The sequence below is a fragment of the Bradyrhizobium erythrophlei genome, assembly GCF_900142985.1.
Taxonomy (GTDB): domain Bacteria; phylum Pseudomonadota; class Alphaproteobacteria; order Rhizobiales; family Xanthobacteraceae; genus Bradyrhizobium; species Bradyrhizobium erythrophlei_B.
On record NZ_LT670849.1, the window covers coordinates 73,131 to 94,907 of the forward strand.

21 protein-coding genes are annotated in these 21,777 nt (G+C 61.5%); 9 read left to right on the top strand and 12 right to left on the bottom strand.

Annotated elements, in window-relative coordinates:
- Positions 1-10 precede the first annotated feature (10 nt).
- Positions 11-634: a ParB-like protein gene (locus BUA38_RS00320; RefSeq protein ID WP_072815779.1), complete on the bottom strand. Its 624-nt coding sequence runs from the start codon at positions 632-634 to the stop codon at positions 11-13.
- A gap of 236 nt (positions 635-870) precedes the next feature.
- Between BUA38_RS00320 and BUA38_RS00325 the strand changes: the two genes are divergently transcribed.
- The 7 genes from BUA38_RS00325 to BUA38_RS00355 all read left to right on the top strand — a co-directional run bounded on the left by BUA38_RS00325 (position 871) and on the right by BUA38_RS00355 (position 6,689).
- The gene (locus tag BUA38_RS00325; protein ID WP_083587381.1) at positions 871-1,740 is read left to right on the top strand and encodes an ion channel; all 870 of its coding nucleotides are present in this window, start codon (positions 871-873) and stop codon (positions 1,738-1,740) included.
- Positions 1,741-1,827: 87 nt separating this feature from the next.
- Entirely contained in the window at positions 1,828-2,172 is a 345-nt protein-coding gene (locus BUA38_RS00330; protein WP_072815783.1) for a hypothetical protein, read from the top strand.
- A gap of 226 nt (positions 2,173-2,398) precedes the next feature.
- Positions 2,399-2,686 (top strand): acyl carrier protein, encoded by a 288-nt coding sequence (locus tag BUA38_RS00335; protein WP_072815786.1) that lies wholly within the window; start codon positions 2,399-2,401, stop codon positions 2,684-2,686.
- 69 nt (positions 2,687-2,755) lie between these two features.
- Positions 2,756-3,226, top strand: coding sequence for a 3-hydroxyacyl-ACP dehydratase FabZ family protein (locus BUA38_RS00340; RefSeq protein WP_072815788.1), 471 nt, complete (start codon positions 2,756-2,758; stop codon positions 3,224-3,226).
- On the top strand, positions 3,223-4,419 hold the full coding sequence (locus tag BUA38_RS00345) for a beta-ketoacyl-ACP synthase (protein WP_072815790.1): 1,197 nt from the start codon (positions 3,223-3,225) through the stop codon (positions 4,417-4,419). Before BUA38_RS00340 ends, BUA38_RS00345 begins: the two co-directional genes overlap by 4 nt.
- A 14-nt stretch (positions 4,420-4,433) precedes the next feature.
- The gene (locus tag BUA38_RS00350; protein WP_072815792.1) at positions 4,434-5,714 is read left to right on the top strand and encodes a beta-ketoacyl-ACP synthase; all 1,281 of its coding nucleotides are present in this window, start codon (positions 4,434-4,436) and stop codon (positions 5,712-5,714) included.
- Between the two features lie 42 nt (positions 5,715-5,756).
- Positions 5,757-6,689: a lipid A biosynthesis lauroyl acyltransferase gene (locus BUA38_RS00355; RefSeq protein ID WP_072815795.1), complete on the top strand. Its 933-nt coding sequence runs from the start codon at positions 5,757-5,759 to the stop codon at positions 6,687-6,689.
- A gap of 165 nt (positions 6,690-6,854) precedes the next feature.
- Here the strand turns inward: BUA38_RS00355 and BUA38_RS00360 are convergent, their stop codons facing one another.
- The 7 genes from BUA38_RS00360 to BUA38_RS00390 form a co-directional block, all read right to left on the bottom strand.
- On the bottom strand, positions 6,855-7,916 hold the full coding sequence (locus BUA38_RS00360) for a polyamine ABC transporter substrate-binding protein (RefSeq protein WP_244553354.1): 1,062 nt from the start codon (positions 7,914-7,916) through the stop codon (positions 6,855-6,857).
- Between the two features lie 60 nt (positions 7,917-7,976).
- Positions 7,977-9,140, bottom strand: coding sequence for an aminotransferase (locus BUA38_RS00365; RefSeq protein WP_072815799.1), 1,164 nt, complete (start codon positions 9,138-9,140; stop codon positions 7,977-7,979).
- A gap of 8 nt (positions 9,141-9,148) precedes the next feature.
- A complete protein-coding gene (locus BUA38_RS00370; protein ID WP_244553355.1) occupies positions 9,149-9,427 on the bottom strand; it encodes a rhodanese-like domain-containing protein in 279 nt (92 codons plus the stop codon).
- Between the two features lie 157 nt (positions 9,428-9,584).
- On the bottom strand, positions 9,585-11,525 hold the full coding sequence (locus BUA38_RS00375) for a potassium transporter Kup (protein WP_072815803.1): 1,941 nt from the start codon (positions 11,523-11,525) through the stop codon (positions 9,585-9,587).
- Positions 11,526-11,625: 100 nt separating this feature from the next.
- Positions 11,626-13,527, bottom strand: a complete 1,902-nt coding sequence (locus tag BUA38_RS00380) for a potassium transporter Kup (protein WP_072815806.1) — start codon at positions 13,525-13,527, stop codon at positions 11,626-11,628.
- Between the two features lie 142 nt (positions 13,528-13,669).
- A complete protein-coding gene (locus BUA38_RS00385) occupies positions 13,670-14,500 on the bottom strand; it encodes an OmpA/MotB family protein (RefSeq protein WP_072815809.1) in 831 nt (276 codons plus the stop codon).
- Positions 14,501-14,515: 15 nt separating this feature from the next.
- A complete protein-coding gene (locus BUA38_RS00390; RefSeq protein ID WP_072815814.1) occupies positions 14,516-15,289 on the bottom strand; it encodes a motility protein A in 774 nt (257 codons plus the stop codon).
- Between the two features lie 241 nt (positions 15,290-15,530).
- Here BUA38_RS00390 and BUA38_RS00395 point away from each other — a divergent pair, with 241 nt between their 5' ends.
- On the top strand, positions 15,531-15,956 hold the full coding sequence (locus BUA38_RS00395; RefSeq protein ID WP_083587382.1) for an AprI/Inh family metalloprotease inhibitor: 426 nt from the start codon (positions 15,531-15,533) through the stop codon (positions 15,954-15,956).
- Positions 15,957-16,300: 344 nt separating this feature from the next.
- Here the strand turns inward: BUA38_RS00395 and BUA38_RS00400 are convergent, their stop codons facing one another.
- From BUA38_RS00400 to BUA38_RS00415, 4 genes are all read right to left on the bottom strand, one after another.
- Positions 16,301-17,020, bottom strand: a complete 720-nt coding sequence (locus tag BUA38_RS00400; protein ID WP_072825679.1) for an RraA family protein — start codon at positions 17,018-17,020, stop codon at positions 16,301-16,303.
- A gap of 107 nt (positions 17,021-17,127) precedes the next feature.
- The gene (gene pssA / locus BUA38_RS00405) at positions 17,128-18,006 is read right to left on the bottom strand and encodes a CDP-diacylglycerol--serine O-phosphatidyltransferase (RefSeq protein ID WP_072815823.1); all 879 of its coding nucleotides are present in this window, start codon (positions 18,004-18,006) and stop codon (positions 17,128-17,130) included.
- A 74-nt stretch (positions 18,007-18,080) separates the two neighbouring features.
- Complete coding sequence (locus tag BUA38_RS00410) at positions 18,081-18,779, bottom strand: phosphatidylserine decarboxylase (protein WP_072815826.1); 699 nt, start codon at positions 18,777-18,779, stop codon at positions 18,081-18,083.
- Between the two features lie 53 nt (positions 18,780-18,832).
- Positions 18,833-20,788 (bottom strand): ABCB family ABC transporter ATP-binding protein/permease, encoded by a 1,956-nt coding sequence (locus BUA38_RS00415; protein WP_072815829.1) that lies wholly within the window; start codon positions 20,786-20,788, stop codon positions 18,833-18,835.
- Positions 20,789-21,163: 375 nt separating this feature from the next.
- Here BUA38_RS00415 and BUA38_RS00420 point away from each other — a divergent pair, with 375 nt between their 5' ends.
- Complete coding sequence (locus BUA38_RS00420; protein ID WP_072815831.1) at positions 21,164-21,769, top strand: TIGR00730 family Rossman fold protein; 606 nt, start codon at positions 21,164-21,166, stop codon at positions 21,767-21,769.
- Positions 21,770-21,777: the final 8 nt, after the last annotated feature.

Here is a 21,777-nt window from a genome sequence, read left to right on the forward strand (position 1 = left end):
AGCAACACTGCTAGGCGTCAGGCGCTGGTCCGCACCAACCGGGCAAATAGGTCGCGTCCTGGCTTTTGGCCAGCGCCAAGCTCTTTTCCATCGCCTTTGCAAAATTCTCTTCGACGACCTTGGTCGAGATTCTTCGTCGCAGGAAATCGGCCCACAAAAATTCGCTGAAAGGCGTCGTATCCTTGGCGAACCCACCGGAGCGCCGCAACTCGCCGGCAAGGCTGCGGAACGGATCGTCCTTGAGTTCGGTGATCGCCTTCGGGATGTCCTTGAAATGCCGGCGCTCGCCCTTCGTGTCGTAGGGGTAGACCCAGCGCTTGTTGTCCATCACGCCCCAGAAGGCGTCCTTTTCGACCATGCTGAGATCGCCGATCACGGTGACCAGAATATCCGTGATGCCTTCTTCGTGAAGTGCGCGCGCCAGATGATGATGATCGACCACGTAGTATCGCTTGTCCGGCCCCTTCACGACCGGGATCATGTGCTTGCCGAGCGCTTCAGACTGCTTTTTCTTTTTCTGCTCCCGAAAGCGTTTGCGCTTTTCCTTCACTTCGCGCATCCCGACGGTCATCTGGGTCGGGCGAAGCGCCAGTATGGGAATCGGGTGAATCATCGGTTCGCGGACGTTCGACATGACTAGACAACTCCCTGCCGGATTGTGAAATATGCCGTTGTTGTTCCTTCGATTATGGCATGATGACACCAACGATCAATGACCTTTGACCGCACGCAGAACGCGTACGGCCCCAAAGGCTGCGAAATGGCCGCTATTCGCGGGCCGCACGCAACAATCGTCGAGAGCTTGCAGGCCGCCCGCCGCACCGCTTGTCGAGAGACCCTGAAGAGATGATGAGCAGCCTGAGGGATCGGATGTCGAGGTCGTCGCGCGTCACCACAATCCGGTTCGGCGACCGGGAAATCATTGCCGACGGCCTTCGCCTCAATTTCTGGGCCGATATCAGCCACCGCTGCATGACGGCTTCCTGGCCGGCCTTCATCGCCGGCGCAGCGCTCGTGTTCGTCGTCTTCAACACGATCTTCGGTTTCCTCTATTGGCTTGGAGACAACCCGGTCTCGAACATCACGCATAGCGATTACATCGATTATCTGTATTTCAGCATCGAGACGCTTTCGACCGCCGGTTACGGCGACATGCATCCGCAAACCCACTACGGGCACTTCATCGCTACCGTCGAATTGTTCACGGGCATCTTCTCGATGTCGGTCATGACCGGCCTCGTCTTCGCGCGGTTTTCGCGGCCGCGCGCCCGGCTCTTGTTTGCCAACAATCCCGTCATTTCGACTTACGAAGGCAAGCCGACGCTGATGGTTCGTCTCGCCAACGAACGCCACAACTTCATCGGCAACGCCACGGCGCGGCTCTGGGTCCTCAGGAATGTCGTGAGCGCCGAAGGACAATCTGTGCGCCGCTTCGACGAACTGTTGCTGGTGAAGAACGAGCATCCCGCGCTCGCATTGACCTGGACGCTCTATCACGTCCTCGACGACAGAAGCCCGCTTCACAACATGAGCGCCGACGACATGAAAGCGGCGAGCGTGGGGCTGATGGTCGTGGTGTCCGGTCTTGACGTTGTTGCGGCGCAAACCATCCACGCCCGCAAAACCTACGATCATACCGACATCCGGTTCGGCCAGCGCTATGTCGATATCCTCGAAACCTTCGACAACAGCCGGGTTCGAATCGACTACGGCAAGTTCCACGACACGGAAGCCGGATGATTTCCGACGATCTGCTATCCTTATTTTTACTTCGAGCTACCACGCCGGCGTGCTAGGAAGAGCGCAGTTGCCCCGGAGCTGGCATCCGTGAGACCCCAGCGACCCATCGTATCGACCGCGCAGGAAGACGAGCACCGCGTGCTCCAATTTCGGCCGCGCCCCGGGTCACCTCTTGCCCAGCGCAGCAACCAGCCTCCACTCGCTCGTCGTCTCGAGGTTGCCAACGATCTGTCGCGCTATGAACGCATCCCGGAAGAGGCCGACAATTATCGGCAGCGGATGCTGGCCAATGTCGCCGCTTTCGCCTTCACGGTGGCCCTGCTCGCCATCGGCATATGGCTGACGATGAGCATCGCCCAGCTCCGCAGAACCCAGGATTGTGTGCTGATGGGACGCCACGACTGCGTCCAGATCGTCGTACCTCACAACTAGCGGCGTTTCGGCGGCCCGAACGCCCCTCCTGTCAGCAATATCCGGCAAAACAGCGGCTTTGACCTTGGAATCGGCCGCCACAACCACCAGCTCCCTCCATTGAACTCGCCGCTCCGCTCCGATATACGGGCTTTCGACTTCGGGTGGTGGATGCGGCCCGATCGGCCGAGCGCTCGTCACCCCCACGCTCCGTGGGATTTACCTTCAAAATATCAAAGGCTTAGTGATGTCTTCTACATTCGATCAGGTGGCAACGATTATCGCTGAAACCTGCGACATACCGCGTGACACGATCACGCCGGAGAGCCACGCGATCGACGATCTCGGAATCGACAGCCTCGACTTCCTCGACATCGCCTTTGCGATCGACAAGGCGTTCGGAATCAAGCTGCCGCTGGAAAAGTGGACCCAGGAGGTCAACGACGGCAAGGCGACCACCGAGCAGTACTTCGTCCTGAAAAACCTCAGCGCCCGGATCGACGAACTGGTCGCGGCCAAGGGCGCAAGCGCATAAGCGTGGCAGCCCAAAAAGTCCGCATCATTTTTGCCGCGAACTTCGGAATCGGGACACTAGTCGCGCGACATGCAGCTTGAATATTTTCACCTGATCGACCGCATCGTCGACCTCGACATCGGCGGGAAGAAGATTGTCGTCGAAGCGCAGGTTCCGAAAGAAAGCACGATCTTCGAGGGGCACTTCCCCGGTTATCCCTTGATGCCGGGCGTGCTGCTGATCGAATCGATGGCGCAGGCCTCGGGCTGGCTCCTGCTCGGCGTGCTCAAGTTCGAACGCATGCCGATCCTTGCCGCGGTCAAGGAAGCCAAGGTGCGCGGCTCGGTTTTTCCGGGCGACCTGATTTCCGTCGAGGCTGCCCTCACCCATGAAGGCTCGGGCTATGCCGTGACGGAAGCAAAGATCCGCGTCGGCGGCAAACTCCGCGCCAACTCGGCGCTCACCTTCACGCTGATCCCCTTCCCCAATGCGGATATGCGCGGATACATGAACTCGGTAGCCGAGCGGGTCGGATTTCCGCAGCAGGTCATCACCCCATGACCGAAAAAAAACCTGCAACCGAGGTCTGGATCACCGGCATTGGGCTAGCGACCTCGCTCGGCGAGGGTCTGGACGCCCACTGGGACGCCCTCAATCAGCGCCGCATCAACGTTGATGAAAAAGGCTTCGCGCCCTGCGTCGTGCATCCCCTGGCGCCGCTGGTCTTCGACGCCCAGATTCCGAAGAAAGGCGATCAGCGCCAGATGGAAGCCTGGCAGCGGATCGGCACTTACGCCGCGGGACTGGCGCTGGAATCCGCGGGCGTCAAAGGCAACGCCGAAATTCTCGCACGGATGGACATGATCGTTGCCGCCGGTGGCGGCGAGCGCGACCTCGCGGTCGATTCGAACATCCTGAGCCTGGAAGCAAAGGGCAATTCGGCGCCCGGCTTTCTCAACGAACGGCTGATGAGCGATCTGCGCCCCACGCTCTTCCTGGCGCAACTCTCCAACCTGCTTGCCGGCAATATCGCCATCGTGCATGGCGTCACCGGCTCGTCCCGCACCTTCATGGGCGAGGAAGCATCCGGCGTCGACGCCGTGCGGATTGCGCTTGCCCGGATTGCCGCCGGCCAAAGCGACATCGCGCTGATCGGCGGTTCGCAAAATGGCGAACGCAAGGATCTCCTGGTTCTCTATGAATTCGGCGAATTCAATCTCAAGGAAAAGTTCGCGCCGGTCTGGGAACGTGGCGCGCCAGGCGGCTTTGCGCTCGGATCAGGCGGCGCGTTTCTCGTCATCGAGTCGAAGGCGCATGCAGAAGCGCGCGGCGCCAAGCCGTTTGCGCGCCTTGCCAACGTCGTTGCGGACCAGTCGCATCGCAAGCAGGCCGGCGACGTGACCTCGACGCTTGAAAAGCTTTGGACCCAACTTGGCAAGATCGGCGACAAGGCCGCCGTCATCACCGGCGCGACCGGTGTCGAACCCGCGACGTCGGAAGAACTCGCCTTCCTGAAGGCGCATGGGGGACTTCCGGTGCGCGCGAGCGGAACGGTGTTCGGCCATACCATGGAAGCGCAGTTTCCGTTGGGACTGGCGCTCGCGGCTTTGTCGCTGTCGCGGGGCGCCTTGTTTCCGTCCGCGGGCGCTCCTTCTGTCGAGGTTGAAATGTCGGCAAGACCGTCCCAGATTGTCGTGATCGGGACAGGTCACTGGCGCGGCGAAGGCATGGCGCTGGTCGAAGCGATCAAGTAAGCACGGGGGAAGCCATGACAGCCACGCACGATAAGTTCGGCCGGCCAATCGTCGTCGTCACCGGCATGGGGGTTGTCACCTCGGTCGGTGCAGGCAAAGCCGACAACTGGAAGAAGCTCACGGCGGGCGAGTCTGGCATTCGCACCATCACCCGCTTTCCGACCGACGGGCTGAAGACGACCATGGCCGGAACCATCGATTTCATCCCGGTCGAGCCGTTTTCGTCGACCGACCTTTCCGAGCGGCTCGGCGAACTGGTCGCCGAAGAGGCCATCGCCCAGTCCGGCATCGGGGCCAAGGGCGATTTCCCGGGGCCGCTGTTCCTTGCGGTTGCCCCCGTCGAAGTCGAATGGCCGCAACGCCAGGAGCTTGGCCGCGCGATCGGCTCGCAGACCGAAATCAATTACGACGCCATGCTGCGCGTCTCCGGCGGCGGCCGTTACACGGCCTATCACCGGCGCTTTCTGTTCGGCTCCGTCGCCGATCATCTCGCCGAGGCGTTCGGCACCAAGGGCTCGCCGATCTCGTTGTCCACGGCCTGCGCCTCCGGCGCGACCGCCATCCAGCTCGGCGTCGAGGCCATCCGCCGCGGCGAGGCCGACGCCGCGCTTTGCGTCGCCACCGATGGTTCGGTCAATCCGGAAGCCCTGGTGCGCTTTTCGCTGCTGTCGGCGCTCTCGACCCATAATGATCCGCCGCACGCCGCGGCGCGGCCGTTCTCGAAGAACCGCGACGGCTTCGTGATGGCGGAAGGCGCCGGTGCGCTGGTGCTGGAAAGCCTTGAGGCTGCAAAGGCGCGCGGCGCGAAGATCCTCGGCGTCGTCGCCGGCTGCGGCGAGCTTGCCGACTCGTTCCATCGCACCCGTTCGAGCCCCGACGGCAAGCCGATCATCGGCTGCGTGCGCAATGCGCTTGCCGATGCCGGCATTGCGGCCGAGCAGATCGATTACATCAACGCCCATGGCACCGGGACGCCCGAAAACGACAAGATGGAATATCTGGGCATCTCGTCCGTCTTCGGCGAACGCGCTAAGGAAATCCCGGTGTCGTCGAACAAATCGATGGTCGGACACACGCTGTCGGCCGCGGGCGCCGTGGAAGCCGTAGTCTCGCTCCTGACACTGGAACATCAAAGAATTCCGCCGACCATCAACTACGACATTCCGGACCCCGCCATTCCCTTCGATGTCGTCCCCAACAAAGCCCGCGACGCGCGCGTCACGACCGTGATGTCGAATTCCTTCGGCTTCGGCGGCCAGAACGCCTCGCTGGTTCTGACCCGTGAACCGGTTTAGCCGGGCGCAAATACGCGTCCCGCTTAATCGTCGTTGATCCCGATGCACCTTTTACTGCTTCGCGCCAAAGCCAGAATTCGCGATGCGTCGAAGACGGTCGTCGATGGCATGGTGGGCGCGGCAACCATCATCCTGTTGCGCACCGCGCGCTATTTCGATCCCATAAAGACCGCCGACTTTCTCGGGCGCGCTACCCGCCTGATCGGGCCTTTGACGCGCGAACAAAAGATCGGGCGCGCCAATCTGGTGGCCGCCTTTCCTGAAAAGTCGCCGGAGGAAATCGAGAAAATCCTTGACGGTGTTTGGGACAATCTCGGGCGGCTCGTCGCCGAATTTGCCCATCTCGACCACGTCTGGGACCACGACCCTGCGTTTCCCGAGAAGAGCCGGATCGAAATCTCCCCGCGCACGCACGAATTATTCGCAAAGCTCCGGCTGCAAGAGAGACCCGTACTGGTTTTCGCAGCCCATATCGGCAATTGGGAACTACCGGCAGTCGCGGCGGCCGCCCACGGGCTCGACGCCGCCATCCTGTTTCGCCGGCCCAACAGCGCCTCCGCCAACCGGATCATCGAGGAGCTGCGCGCCGTGAAGATGGGGACGCTCATTCCGGCCGGCCGCGACGCGCCGCTGAAGATGGCCGAAGCGCTGCGCAAGGGACAGCATGTGGCGATGCTGGTGGACCAATACTTCACCAATGGCATCGACGTGACGTTCTTTGGCCGCAAGACCAAGGCCAACCCGACGCTGGCCCGTCTGCTGCGGCAGATCGAATGTCCGATCTATGGCGTCCGCGTTGTTCGCCTGCCAAACCGCCGTTTCCGCGCCGAGATTTCGGAAGAGGTCGTGCCGGTGCGCAATGCCTCCGGACAGGTCGACGTTCAGCAAACCATGCAGGCCATCACGTCGGTGGTCGAAGGATGGATTCGCGAATATCCGGATCAATGGCTATGGCTGCACCGCCGTTGGCGGTAGCTAGTGGAGTGGATTTGACGTTCGCAACCCGCCTAGCCGCAAATTCGAGAAGCGAACGTCAAATCCAAAACTCCACTAGAGACTCATATTTGCTAGTGGTCCTTCTAATTCTAACATTCGCAAGAGTGGCTGCTGAGAAGGGATGCGAATGTTAGAATTGGACCACTAGCGTCCCGTCTTCACCTTGGTCCAGAGCCGGTTGATGACACGCTGCGTGGCCGGATCGCGCGCGGTGATCACGAACAGCTTGGCGATCGCCGCTTCATCCGGGTAGATGTTCTTGTCGGCAAGAATCTTCGGATCGAGCAGTTTCTGGCTCGCCAGGTTTCCGTTTGCGTAGGACAGGAAGTTGGAATTCCTGGCGGCAATGTCGGGCCGGTAGAGGAAGTTGATCAACTCGTAGGCTTCCTTGACGTTCTTCGCATCGGCAGGAATCGAAAGATTGTCGAAGAACATCTGCGCGCCTTCCTTGGGGATCGCATAGCCGATCGCGATCCCGTTCCCGGCTTCGGCTGCGCGGCTTCGCGCCTGCATGATGTCGCCCGACCAGCCGACCACGAGGCAGATTTCGCCGGTCGCCAGCGCGCTCAGATATTCGGAGGAATGAAACTTGCGAACGTAAGGCCGGATTTTGCCGACCAAGTCGGCCGCCTTGTCCAGATCGGACTGCTTCGTTGAATTCGGATCGAGACCGAGATAGTTCAGCGCGGCCGGGAAAATATCGTCAGGCGAGTCCAGCATATGGACGCCGCAATCCCTGAACTTCGCGAGGTTCTCCGGTTTGAAAACGATATCCCAGCTATCGATCGCCGCGCCCGCACCGAGGATGCTCTCCGCCGTCCTGACGTTATAGCCAATGCCGGTGGTGCCCCACATGTAGTTGGCGGCGTACTGATTGTCCGGATCGTAAGTCGCGAGCCGCGCGGTCACCATGGCCCACGCATTGGCGAGATTCGGCAGCTTCGACCTGTCGAGCTTCTGAAACACATTCGCCTTGATCTGGCGCTGCAGGAAATAGGCCGTCGGCACCACGACATCGTAACCCGACTTGCCGGCCAGAAGCCGCGTCTCCAGCGTCTCGTTGGCATCGAAAGTGTCGTAGACAACCTTGATGCCGGTCTCGCGGGTGAAGTCCTCGAGCACGCCGGGCGCCATATAGCTCGACCAGTTGTAGAAATTGACCGTGCGCTCCTCGGCCTTCGCTAGCGCCGGCAGTGCCAGCAGCATGCTAACGATCGACAAGCGGATCAGAGGCACGACGCGCTGGAGCGGCATTCTCATTCTCCGCTATCGCCGGCGCACTGCGTCCGACAAACGCTCTAGCGCAGTATCGAGCGTCGAATCCCGCTTTGCAAAACAGAAACGCACCACCGTCGTCACCGGCTCCTGCTCGTAGAAAGCCGACACCGGGATGGCTGCCACCTTGTAATCGGTGACGATACGCTTGCAGAAGGCTTCGTCGGTTTCGTTCAGGCCAAGCGGCGACAGATCGACGGTGAGAAAATAGGTGCCCTGCGAGCGCAACACCGGAAAGCCGAGGCGTTCGAGCCCGCTTGTCAGCCGGTCGCGGCTACGCGCGAGGTCCTTTCGCATCTCGTAAAAATACTCATCCGGCTTGCCGAGACCGTAGGCAACCGCGGCCTGAAGGTTCGGTGCCGTCGTGAAGGTGAGAAACTGATGCACCTTCGCGGCGACCCGCAACAGCGGCGGCGCGGCGCAGACAAAGCCGATCTTCCAGCCCGTGAGCGAAAATATCTTGCCCGCGGAGCCGACCTTGATCGTGCGGTCGCGCATGCCAGGAATGGTGATCAGCGGAATGTGTGCACGCCCGTCGAAGATGACGTGCTCCCAGACTTCGTCGCAGATCGCGATCACGTCGAATTCCTGGCAATATCGCGCCAGCAGTTCGAGGTCTTCACGCGGATATACCACCGCAGCCGGGTTCAGCGGATTGTTGAACAGCACGGCCTTGGTCTTGCGGTTGAAGACAGCGCGCAGCGCCTCTTCCGTCAGCCGCCAGTGCGGCGGTTCAAGCCTTACCAGGCGCGGGATGCCGCCCGCCTGGCGGATGATCGGCAGATAGGAATCGTAGACCGGCTGGAAGACAACGACCTCGTCGCCGGGTTCGACCACCGCGAGGATCGCCGAGGTCAGCGCTTCGGTGCCGCCGGACGTCACCATCACCTCGGTCATCGGATCGAGATTAAGACCATGCCAGTGCTGATAATGGCTGGCGATCGCCTGCCGCAGTTCCGGAATACCCATCATCGACGGGTACTGGTTGTTGCCGTTCATCACGGCGTCGGCGGCAGCGTTGCGGATGTCCTCCGGTCCGGGATCGTCCGGAAAACCCTGGCCGAGATTGATGGCGTTGTTATCGCGGGCAAGCTGCGACATCGCCTCGAAGACCGTGACCGGCAGGTCGCCGAAAACCTTGTTCAGGGACGTCATGGGAACGGTCAGCCGGGCGAATTCGTCGGCAAACCTGCGCCTTTCCAGGCCAGCATCCCGCCCGCGAGATGTTTGTCGTAAGGCAGCCCGGCCGCCTGCGCCGCCAGCGAGGCGGTCACCGATCGCTTGCCCGACCGGCAGGCGAACACCACCTGTTTGCCCTTCGGATCGGGAATAGCATTTGGATCGAAGCTCGACAGCGGAACCACGACCGCGCCGGGATAGGCATCGACCGCAACCTCGTTGGGCTCGCGGACGTCGACCAGAAGATAGCGCCCTTCAGCCATGCCGCGCGACACGTCTTCCGCCGCCAAATCCTGAACCCGATGTCCTTGATCCGTCACCCACATCCTCCACTCGAACGCCTCTTGATCAGCCGCCAACCTCGCCCCTCACGTGACGAAAATCAAGCGCCCGATAAGTCGAATTACCGGCGGTCCCGGCTCAAACGGTGACCTGGGTTCCGACCTCGACCACGCGGCCGCTCGGAATCTGGAAATAGTCGGTCGCATCGTTGGCTGTGCGGCTCAACGCAATAAAGAGATGATCTTGCCAGCGCGGCATTCCGGAATGCGCGGCGGGCTTCAGCGCCCGGCGCGACAGGAAGAAGGACGTCGACATGATGTCGAACTGCCAGCCGAGCTTGCGGGCAATGGCGAGGGCCTTTGGAACGTTGGGCGACTCCATGAAGCCGAACTTCAGCGTGATCTTGGTAAAGGTATTACTGATCTGCTCCAGCCTTACGCGCTCCGATGGATCGACGCGTGGGGTGGCCGCCGTCTCGATGGTGAGAATGACATTCTTCTCATGCAGCACTTTGTAGTGCTTTAGACTATGCATCAGCGCGGTCGGTGCGCTGATGGGGTCGCTGGTCAGAAAAACGGCCGTGCCGGGAACGCGTTGCGGCGGCCGCTTCTCCAGCATCGCCACGAGGTCGGCGAGCGGAAACTCGAGCTTGCGCGACTTTTCAAACAACAGCCGGCTGCCGCGACGCCACGTATACATCAACAGCATCACGATCGAACCGAGCGCGAGCGGCACCCAGCCGCCTTCCAGTACCTTCAGCAGATTGGCGGCGAGGAACGTAAAATCGAGAAACAGGAACGGCGCAATCAGCGCCGCGGCCGCGATCGGCGACCACTTCCATACCCGCCAGATCACGACAAAGCCCATCATGCCCGTTACCACCATGGTGCCGGTCACCGAGATGCCATAGGCCGAAGCAAGCGCGCTCGACGAGCGGAACATGACGACCAGCAGCACCACCGCGATAAAGAGCAGCAGGTTGATGCGCGGAATATAGATCTGTCCGAACTGCGATTCAGACGTGTGCCTGATCTCAAATCTCGGCAGCAACCCGAGCTGGATCGCTTGCTGCGTCAACGAATAGGCGCCGGTGATCACCGCCTGGCTCGCGATCACGGTGGCAACGGTTGCCAGCCCGACCATCGGAATGAGTGCCCAGTCCGGAAACATCAGGAAGAACGGATTTTCGATCGCTTTGGGATCGGCGATGACGAGCGCCCCCTGTCCCAGGTAGTTCAACGCCAGCGATGGCAATACAATGAAGAGCCACGCCGTCTGAATTGGCTTTTTGCCGAAATGCCCGAGGTCCGCGTAGAGCGCCTCCGCACCGGTCACTGCGAGAAACACCGCGCCCAGCGTCACAAAGCCGATCATGCCGTGATGGAGCATGAAGGAGACGGCAAGTATCGGATTCAACGCCTGCAACACCGCGGGATGCTGCATCACCGGGATGATGGCGCCGATCGCTATGATGGCAAACCAGATGCACATGATCGGCCCGAAAAAGGCCGCCACATGGGCCGTGCCGCGCGACTGTGCCGCAAACAGCACCAGCAGGATGAGGACGGTAAGCGGGACCACGTACGGGTCGAACGCCGCGGTGACGAGCTTGATGCCTTCGATGGCCGACAGCACCGAGAGTGCCGGTGTGATAACGGCGTCGCCGTAAAACAGCGCGCCGCTGATGATACCTAGAAGAACAATGGTGCCGGCGCCACGGCTGACCGCGCGCTGCGCCAGCGCCATCAGGGCCAGTGTTCCGCCCTCGCCGTGATTGTCGGCGCGAAGCAGGATCACGACATATTTCATCGTCACGACGATGATCAGGGCCCACAGGATCAGAGATACCACCCCGAGCACGGCAGCGGGATCGACGACGCCCGAGGGCCCGCTGGCAGCGACCACCGCTTCACGCAGAGCGTACAGGGGGCTGGTGCCGATATCCCCATAGACGACGCCGATACTGCCGATCAGCAGCGCCTTCAGGCTGGCCGTCGAATGGATCTCTCCATGGCCATTTGTCCCATGGCCATTGGCCGCCGTCGTTTCCGCGGCGGGAGCTGCAACATCGGTTGTCATGAAAGTAGGAAGCCTCTAGCAAAGCGAGCGGCTTATGCCCCGCGCCCGAAGCATAGCCTAGCCCTATTTTAGGCCAATGGCATGCTAAAAATGCATAACTTCAAATAGTGACCTGCGTCCCGACTTCAACCACCCGGCCGGTCGGGATCTGGAAATAGTCGGTCGCGTCGTTTGCCGAGCGGCTCATCGCAATAAACAGATGATCCTGCCACTGCGGCATCTCTGACTGGGCGGATGGCTTCAGCGCCCGGCGGGAGACAAAGAACGACGTCGACATGATGTCGAAATGCCAGCCGAGCTTGCGCGCGATCCCGAGCGCCTTGGGCACGTTGGGCGTTTCCATGAAGCCAAAGCGCAACTGGACCGCCGCAAATCTTTCGCTGATGGCCTCCATCCGGACGCGTTCAGCGGGGTCAACCCTGGGTGTTTGCGCGGTCTGAATCGTCAAGATCACATTGTGCTCGTGGAGTACCTTGTTGTGCTTGAGGTTGTGCAGGAGCGCCGTCGGCACGAAGCTCGGGTCGCTGGTCAGAAAAACCGCGGTGCCCTTAACGATATGAGGCGGACGCTTTTCGAGACTCTTGAGCAGATCATTCAGCGGCACCTCGATATTTCGGGTTTTCTGGACCAGGATCGCGGTCCCTCGGCGCCAGGTCCAGATCATGATCGCCATGGCGAGACCGAACAACAACGGCACCCACGCGCCTTCGAACAGTTTCAGGAGATTGGCGCTGAAGAAGGTCGTGTCGACGATGACAAGCGGCATGATCACAGCCGCAGCCGTCGCCGCACGCCAGTTCCACAATTTCCAGATCACCACGAAACCCATGATGCCATCGGTGACCATGGTGGTCGAAACGGCGATGCCGTAGGCCGAAGCAAGGCCACTGGACGTGCGGAACAGCAGCACCAGCAACAATACGCCGATCAGCAATAGCCGGTTCACGCGCGGCAGATAGATCTGGCCCGCGTGCGTTTCCGACGTGTAGCGAACCTCAAAGCGCGGCAGCAGACCGAGTTGCACCGCCTGTCGCGTCAGCGAATAGGCGCCCGTGATGACAGCCTGGCTGGCGATGACCGTTGCAGCCGTCGCCAGCGCGACCAACGGCAGCAGCAGGACCTCAGGAACCATCCGGTAGAAGGAATTCTCGATCGCATCGGGATGGGAAAGCACCAGCGCGCCCTGGCCGAAGTAGTTGAGAAGCAGGGATGGCAGCACGAAGTAAAGCCACCCCGCCTGAATCGGTTTGCGCCCGAAATGCCCGAGATCGGCGTAGAGCGCCTCCCCGCCGGTCACGGCAAGAAATACCGCGCCCAGCGTCACGAGGCCGATTGTTCCGTGAGAGAGCAGGAATTGCAGCGCGTACCAGGGATTGATCGCCGCGAGCACCGACGGATCGTCGCTGATGTGATAGAGGCCCATCACTGCAAGAGCGAAGAACCAGACCATCATGACCGGACCGAAGGCCGAAGCGACGCGCGCCGTACCGCTCCTTTGGACCGCAAACAATCCGACCAGGATGAATATCGTCAGCGGCACGACATAATGTTCGAACGCCGGCGTTGCGAGCTTGAGGCCTTCCACGGCCGAGAGCACAGAAATGGCCGGCGTGATCATGGAGTCGCCGATAAACATCGAGGCGCCCAGCACGCCAAGCGCCAACAACAGCCAGCTTCTGCGGCCAAGCGCGCGCTGGCTCAGAGCCATCAACGACAAGGTGCCGCCCTCGCCGTTATTGTCGGCACGCAGCAGCAGCAAGACGTATTTCGCGGTGACGACGATGAAGAGCGCCCAGACGATCAGCGAGAGAACCCCGAGCACCATGATCCGGCTGACTGGCTGGCCGTGCGCCGCGCCGGCGACCGCTTCGCGGAAGGCGTAGAGCGGCGAAGTTCCGATATCGCCGAAGACAACCCCGATGCTTCCCAGCGTCAGGGACCAAAAGCCTGTGGTGGTGACGGGCCCGTCATGAGCCTCTGTCGACGTAACACTGGCGGTCATGATGACAGGAGGGCTCGATCTCTGATTTTGGTCCCGACGGTTATCGACGCTTTCCTTGAAAGCCTGTCAACGCCTTGACTCGGCGTCCACGAAAACCCGCAAAGACTCAATCGTTCTCGAAGAGGGTAATATGGTAGCGCGGCTAGGGCTTTAAGCCGGGCGGCAGCGGCGGATTTTCGCGCATAAGGGTGATGGTCACCCGGCGATTTGCCGACAGCGAGGGATCGTCGGGGAACAGCGGCAAGGTATCGGCCTTGCCGGAGACGGCGAAGATGTGGGCCGGCGGCAGCCCTTCCCGCTCGAGGATTTGCCGCACGGCGTTGGCGCGGTCGGCGGAAAGGTCGAAGGCGCCGTAATCGCTTCGGGTCGGAACATAGCCGGCCGAGGTGTGGCCGGCGATCGCAACGCGGAGCGGGGTCGCCTTCAGCGGCGCCGCGAGCTTCTGGATCAGGCGCCGCGTCCGCTCAAAGGGAACCTTCGAGCCTTCGGCAAACATCGAGCGGCCATCCTGATCGACGATCTCGAGGTTGAGGCCCTCTTTGGTCTCCTCGAACATGATGTGCTTGGAGATTTCGGTCATCTCCGGCATGTCCTGCAACGCCTGGCGCAGCGAGGCCGAGGCCAGCGCGAATTCGCGGTCGATCTTCAGCTTGGCGCCGGAAACCTGGTTTTGATCCTGCTGATCCGGCGTCGGCGTATTGGAAGCCTCGTCCGGCGAAATATGATCGACGTTCTTCAGCTTGGGCCGCGTCGGCAAACCATCGGACTCGATGATGCCGGAATAGCGCACGTCGGTCTGCACGCCGAAGGCCTCGCGCATCGAACCGGCGACGATCTTCAGCTTGTTGTTGTCCATGGTGGAGAACGCCACGAGCATCACGAAGAAGCTCATCATCAGACCCATCAGGTCCGCGAAGGTCACGAACCAGCCGTGTCCTCCGCCGTGTGTCTCGCCGCGTTTTTTCTTGGCCATGGTCGATCCGCGGGATTAAGCGTGAGCTTCTTCGCCCTCTTCATGGCGATGTTTTTCCGGCAGGTAGGCCAGAAGCATTTCACGGACCAGCGTCGGGCTCTTGGAATCGCGGATCATCAGAATGCCATCGATGATCAGCGTGCGGTTGGTCTCCTCGTCAAGCAGCTTGCCGTGAAGCTTGTCGGCGATCGGCAGACAGAACAGGTTCGCAACCAGCGCGCCGTACAGCGTGGCGAGCAGCGCGGTCGCCATGAAGGGACCGAGCTTGGAGGGGTCGGTCATGTTCGCAAACATCTGCACCATGCCGATCAGCGTACCGATCATGCCGAAGGCGGGAGCGCAATCGCCGATGGCGCGGTAGATCTTGCTGCCTTCATCGAGGTGCATCAGGAAGTTGTCGCGGTCGCGCTCGAGATTGTCGCGGATGAATTCCATGTCGTAGCCGTCGGCGATGTAGCGAATGCCCTTGGCGAGGAACGGCTCGTCGGTCTCGACCTTTTCGAGACCGACCGGTCCCTGCTTGCGGGCGATCTCGGCGATACGGGCGAGTTCGTCGACGAGATCGTGCGCCGACAGCCGGCTCATCGTGAAGGCGAATCTGGCGCCGAGCGGAAGACCATGGAGCATGACACCGAGGGGAAAGCGGATCATCGTGGCGGCGATCGATCCGCCGAAAATGATGATGGCGGCGTGTTCGCTGACAAACAGCTCGAACGAGCCTCCGAGCAGCATCATCACCGCAATGACAATGACGCCTGCGACGAGGCCGACGCCCGTCATAATATCCATTGGGAGACTCCAACGCGTACGCGAACGACCGGCCGTCCTGGACGGTCGCGCAGCCCCCTCCGAGCCGCGCACCTAGAACCCTACGGGCCGGCCATTAAAGAGGCGTAAAGGTTAAGCGGTTTTGAGGTCCCATGCTCCGACAACCCGGGGAGGCACGGCCCGCTCAAAAAACCGTGCGTCCTGACAGCTTGGCAAGACTCTGCTAACCATTGTGCCGTTCATCTTTGCAAGCCTCCACACCATGGCTGTTCGTCTCGCTGCCCTGCCCGCGATTGTTTGCGCAACATTGCTCGCCGCCTGTAGCGGCAGCGATCGGGCGATGTTCGGCGGCTCCGACAATGCGCCTTCTGCCAGCAGCGTTCCCGCAGGACCCGCGGCCAAACCGCCGCCGGTGAATCTTGCCGGCCGGTGGACGCTGTCGGCGACCGGCTCAAGCTCATGCGCGATGACCTTCGGCGCCAGCTCGCCCGACGCCACCGAGGGCACGATTGCACCCGCCGGGGGCTGTCCGTTCAATTTCTTCACCAGCCGGAAATGGAGTTACACCGACGCAGGCCTCACGCTGCGCGACCACAACGCGCAGGCGCTGGCGCAGCTTTCACCGGCCGGTCCCACTCGCTTCGAGGGCAAGGCCGGGGCTGGCCAGGATGTGGCGCTGTCGCGTTGAGACAGCGCCGTCGCCGTCAGTGGAGTGGATTTGCCATTCGCTACCCGCCTCGCCGCGAGTTCGCAAAGCGAATGTCAAATCCAAAACTCCACTAAAACTTATCTTCGCTAGTGGTCCTTTGATTCTAACATTCGCAAAAGCAGCCGCCGAGAAAGAATGCGAATGTTAGAATCGGACCACTAGTGCCCACTTTCCGAAGTTCGTGCATCGTCTCAGCACCCACTTTCCACGAACTTCGGAAAGTCATGGGCACTAGCAAACCTATGTTTCTAGTACCGCTTTGCTATTTGAAGTTCCTGGATCGAATTCGCCGCTTGTGGTGCAGGAACTTCAAATAGGCGGTACTAGTGGATTTCAGCCGAACGCTTGAGGGCCTCTTTCAGCTTCTCGAGGCTGAAGTCCTTGCTTCGCGCGATGTCGAGGATCGGCGTCTCGCGGCGGCCGCACAGTTCGGCGGCGTCGGGAATCTTCGGCGCGATGTCGGCCGGGATGATGATCGCGCCGTGCTGGTCGGCGTGGATCAGATCGTCGGAGCGCACCGTCATGCCGGCGACGCGGATTTCGCCGCCAAAATGTTCGGCATGGACCCACGCATGCGACGGCCCGACCGATCCGGCGAGCGCCTGGAAACCCGGCGCCCATTGCGGAATGTCGCGGATTGAGCCGTCGGTGATGACGCCGAGGCAGCCGAGCGCCTTGTGCACGTTGCTCTGCACCTCGCCCCAGAACGCGCCGTAGCCGACATCGGGGCCATCGACATCCTGGATCACCGTGATGCGCGGTCCCCAGCCGGTGCCCATGTATTCGTAATATTCGATGCGGCGCTTCGACTGCTCGTCGGCAGGCAATTGCGACTTGAGCACCGAACGAATCGTCACCGTGCGCGCATAACCGACCATCGGCGGCAGATCCGGAAACGGACAGACCAGCGGCTTGGTGGTGTAGCCGATCAGGCGGCGCTCAGGTGCGACGACTTCCATCGCATTGCAGATCGTCGGTGTGTCGTAGCGACCCAGGGCTTGAAGCAGGTCGGCAGGCAATGGCGCAGGCGCGGAATTCGTCACAGCTATCTCCAGCATTCGGGTACTTGTCCCGAACGCATATAGCCGACCGCCACGCGATCGGCAAAAGCGAGTTGGGCAGATCGCTCTGCTTTTTCACCTAGAGAAAGTCAGTTCAGCCGTGCAGGCCGGTCGTCGTTGTCACCGGCGGCCGACAAAAACGGCGACGGCGCTTCGGCAGACGTGCCCGTGGCAGCGGTGGCCGTCGCAGCCATCGCCTCGGCCTTGCGCTTGTGATCGCGGTAGGATTTCCACCCCAGGGGCAGGCTCAGCAGGTACAGCAAGGTACCTGCGGACAGGATGTGCCAGGGATAGCCGATCAACAGCGCGATGAAGAGCACGACGGATACAAAGACCGGCAGCACCATCTCCGGCGGCACCCGCATGCGCACCATCTTGCCCGAGAAGACCGGTAGCCGCGAAACCATCAGGAAACCGATCACGAGCGTGTAGGCCGCCGTCAGCATCGCCGGCGGCGGCGGCAGCCCGAGGAACGCCAGATAGATCGGCAGCAGCACCGCAATCGCGCCAGCCGGTGCCGGAACGCCGGTGAAATAATTCGCGGCATAAGCCGGCTTGTTCGGATCGTCCATGGTCGCGTTGAAACGCGCCAGCCGCAAGCCGCCACTGATCGCGAAAATCATCGCCGCGATCCAGCCACCGTCTTTCAATTCATGAAGCTGCCAAAAATACAGGATCAGGCCCGGCGCGACACCGAAATTGACGAAGTCGGCAAGGCTATCGAGTTCGGCGCCGAATTTCGACTGCCCCTTGATCATGCGTGCAACGCGGCCGTCGATGCCGTCGAGCACGGCGGCAAACACGATCGCCGCGACCGCAAGCTCCATCCGCGCTTCCGTCGACAGACGGATCGCCGTCAGCCCAGCGCAGATCGCCAGCAGCGTGATGAAATTAGGAACCAGCATCCGCACCGGGATCGGACGAAACCGGCGGCGGCGCAGTTCGAGATATTTGGGGTCGATGGCCATGGCTACACCATATAGCAATCGGCGGCCGGCTTCGCCATGCGACGGCCGTCCGGAGAGACGATCCTGACCCGTGGTTAACTGCCGCGGTAGGTGCGGCCCTGATCGCTGAGCCTGAAGTCGGCCAGAATGGTTTCGCCGGCAATCGCCGTCTGGCCCTCACCGACCAGCGCCGCCGTCCCCTCAGGCAGATATACGTCAAGCCGTGAGCCGAAACGGATCAGCCCGAAGCGCTCGCCCGCACCGATCGTCTGCCCCTCCCGCACGAAGGTGACGATGCGCCGCGCCACCAGGCCTGCGATCTGGGTCACACCGATGCGGCCGTTGGCCGTGGAGATGACAAGCGAATTGCGTTCGTTGTCTTCGCTCGCCTTGTCGAGTTCAGCGTTGATGAACTTGCCCGGCCGGTAGGCGATGCGGTCGATCCGTCCCGCCACGGGGCTGCGGTTCACGTGGCAGTTGAATACGCTCATAAAGATCGAAATACGCGGCAGCGGCCGGTCGCCAAGCCCGAGTTCGGCCGGCGGCAAGACCTGGGCGATCATCGAGATGCGCCCGTCGGCCGGCGCGACCACGATGCCATCCCGCACCGGCGTCGTGCGCACAGGGTCGCGGAAAAACAGCGCGCACCAGACCGTGAGCGCCGTGCCGATCCACCCGAACGGCGACCACACCCAGAACAGGACCAGACTTGCGAGCGCAAACCCGCCGATGAAGGGGTAGCCCTCCGGATGGATGGTCGGAATCTGCGCGCGAATGGAATTGGAAATCGACATCCGCCCTCACTACGGTGGCGCCTTCCCCCTTGCAAGGGAGAAAGCCTCAAAAATCACTCTGCCGCGGCCGGCGTCACCAGCACGTCGTCGACCGGCGGCGGCTCACGGTTCGGCGCTACGTTCTCATCGGCAATACGTGCGAGTTTTTCGCGCGCTTCCTGAGCCTCGCGCTGCCGGTTCCACATGCTGGCATAGAGCCCGCCGCTTGCCAAAAGCTGGACGTGGGTGCCGCGCTCGGCGATACGGCCCTGATCGAGCACGATGATTTCATCGGCGGTGACGATCGTGGAAAGCCGGTGGGCGATCACGAGCGAGGTGCGGTTGCGCGATACCCGCTCCAGCGCGTCCTGGATTTCCCGCTCGGTGTGGCTGTCGAGCGCCGATGTCGCCTCATCCAGCACCAGGATCGACGGCGCCTTGAGAATGGTGCGCGCAATCGCCACGCGCTGCTTTTCGCCGCCCGATAATTTCAGGCCACGCTCGCCGACCTGCGTCTCATAGCCCTTCGGCGACATCTGGATGAGGCCGTCGATCTGCGCCAGCCCTGCCGCCTCCTCCACCTCCGCATCGGTCGCATCCCAGCGGCCGTAGCGGATGTTGTAGCGGATGGTGTCGTTGAACAGCACAGTGTCCTGCGGCACCATGCCGATCGAGGCGCGCAGTGAATTCTGCGCGACGTTACGGATATCCTGGCCGTCGATCAGGATGCGGCCGCTGGAGACGTCGTAGAGGCGAAACAGGAGCCGCGAGATCGTCGACTTGCCGGCGCCGGAGGGCCCGACAATGGCGAAGGTCTTGCCGGCCGGCACCTCGAAACTCAGGCCTTTGAGGATCGGTCGATCGGGTTCATAGGCGAAGTACACGTTGTCGAAGCGGACGTTGCCGGAGGTAACGATCAGCGGCAACGCGCCCGGAATGTCCTGGATCTCGGCTTTGCGCGACAGCACGTTGAACATTTTCTCAATGTCGATGATCGCCTGCTTGATCTCGCGATAGACCATGCCCATGAAGTTGAGCGGCTGGTAGAGCTGGATCATCATCGCGTTGACCATCACGAAATCGCCGATCGTGTTGCGTCCGCTGCGCACGCCGAGCGCGCACATCGCCATGGTCGCAGTCAAGCCGGCGGTGAAGATGACCGCCTGGCCGGCGTTGAGCACGGCCAGCGAGGTGTAGGCCTTTACGCTGGCCTGCTCGTAGCGCTCCATCGAGCGGTCATATCGGGCCGCCTCGCGTTCCTCGGCGCCGAAATATTTCACCGTCTCGTAGTTCAGAAGCGAGTCGATCGCCTTGGTGTTCGCCTCGGTGTCGGAATCGTTCATCTTGCGGCGAATTCCGATCCGCCATTCGGTCGCGATGTAGGTGTAGAACATGTAGATCACGACTGTGATCAGGGTCGCGGCCACGTAGCGCCAGTCGAACTTCCACAGCAGCACCGCCATCAGCAGCGCCACCTCGACGATGGTCGGGACGAGCTGAAGGATCACCATCCGCACGATGGTCTCGATGCCGTTGCGGCCGCGCTCCAGCACCCGCGTCAAACCACCGGTCTTGCGTTCCAGGTGAAAGCGCAACGACAGATCGTGCATGTGAACAAAGGTGAGATAGGCGAGCTTGCGCACCGCGTGCATGGCCACGCGCGCGAAAATCCCGTCGCGCCATTGGGTCAGAACGCCCATCAGCACGCGCAAGCCGCCGTAGCCCAGCGTCATGATGACTGGCGAAGCGACGACCCATAGCACCCAGTTCGAGGGCTGCACCGGCGCGCTGTCCGCGCCGGTCAAAGCATCGGTCGCCCATTTGAAGGTGAAGGGCACGGCCAGCGTGGCAAGCTTGGCCGCCAATAGCAGCACCACCGACCAGACCACGCGCATCTTCAGGTCGGCGCGGTCACCCGGCCAGATATAGGGCCACAGATGGGCCAGCGTTCCGGTCAGGCTGGCCTGTCCGAGGGCACTGTCGGAAGCGGATGCCGGGCTGGCCGGCGTCGCGGGATCAGAGTGCGCCATGGAGCCTGGCCCGGCGCAATTTGGCGCGCCGATTCGGTGCGCGCATGTTCGGATTTTGCTGCATTCGGGCTCTCATATAGAGCGTTTGACTGGCTAGTGAAGTGGATTTGACATTCGCCCCCCATTTGGCCGGGAATCCGTCAGGCGAATGTCAAATCCCAAACTTCACTGGAAACCGGTATTTGCTAGTGGTCCCATGATTCTAACGTTCGAAAATTGGCCCGCTGAGACGGGATGCGGCCGCTGGAATCGGACCGCTAGGTACAGCCTCTGAAGGTAAATTCCTCAGCGATCTTCGGGCCTTCCTGCAATATTATTCGCTGGCGAATCCATTATGGTTTGACTGATTTACGCTGCGATGCCACATGAAATGACATGAGCAAGATCAAAACTGTCTGTGTCTATTGCGGCTCCGGCCCCGGCACCAATCCCCATTTCATCGAATCCGCCAAGGCGTTCGGCAAGATACTGGCCGAAAACGGCATTCGCCTCGTCTATGGCGGCGGCTCGCTCGGCATCATGGGCGCTGTGGCGAGCTCCGTGCTCGATCATGGCGGCATGGTGACCGGAATCATTCCGGACTTTCTGAAGCTCCGGGAGAATGCGCTCAAGCGGGTCCAGGAGATGATCGTCACGCCCGACATGCATGAGCGCAAGCGGCTGATGTTCGAACACTCGGACGCTTTCGTCGCCCTGCCCGGCGGCATCGGAACGCTCGAAGAGCTCGTCGAACAGCTCACTTGGCAGCAGCTCGGACGTCATACCAAGCCGGTGCTACTGGCCAACATTGACGGGTTCTGGGAGCCGCTGTTCGCCCTGCTCTTGCACATGCGCGAAACGCAGTTCATTCGCCAGGGTCTCTCGGTCGATATCCTCAAGGCGGACCGCGTCGAGGATATCCTGCCACGGCTGCAAGCCGCCGCCGCGATCGCGCCCGAAGGTACCGAAGCGATGGAGCCCGAAATCGCCCGACGGCTTTGAGGCGCGCA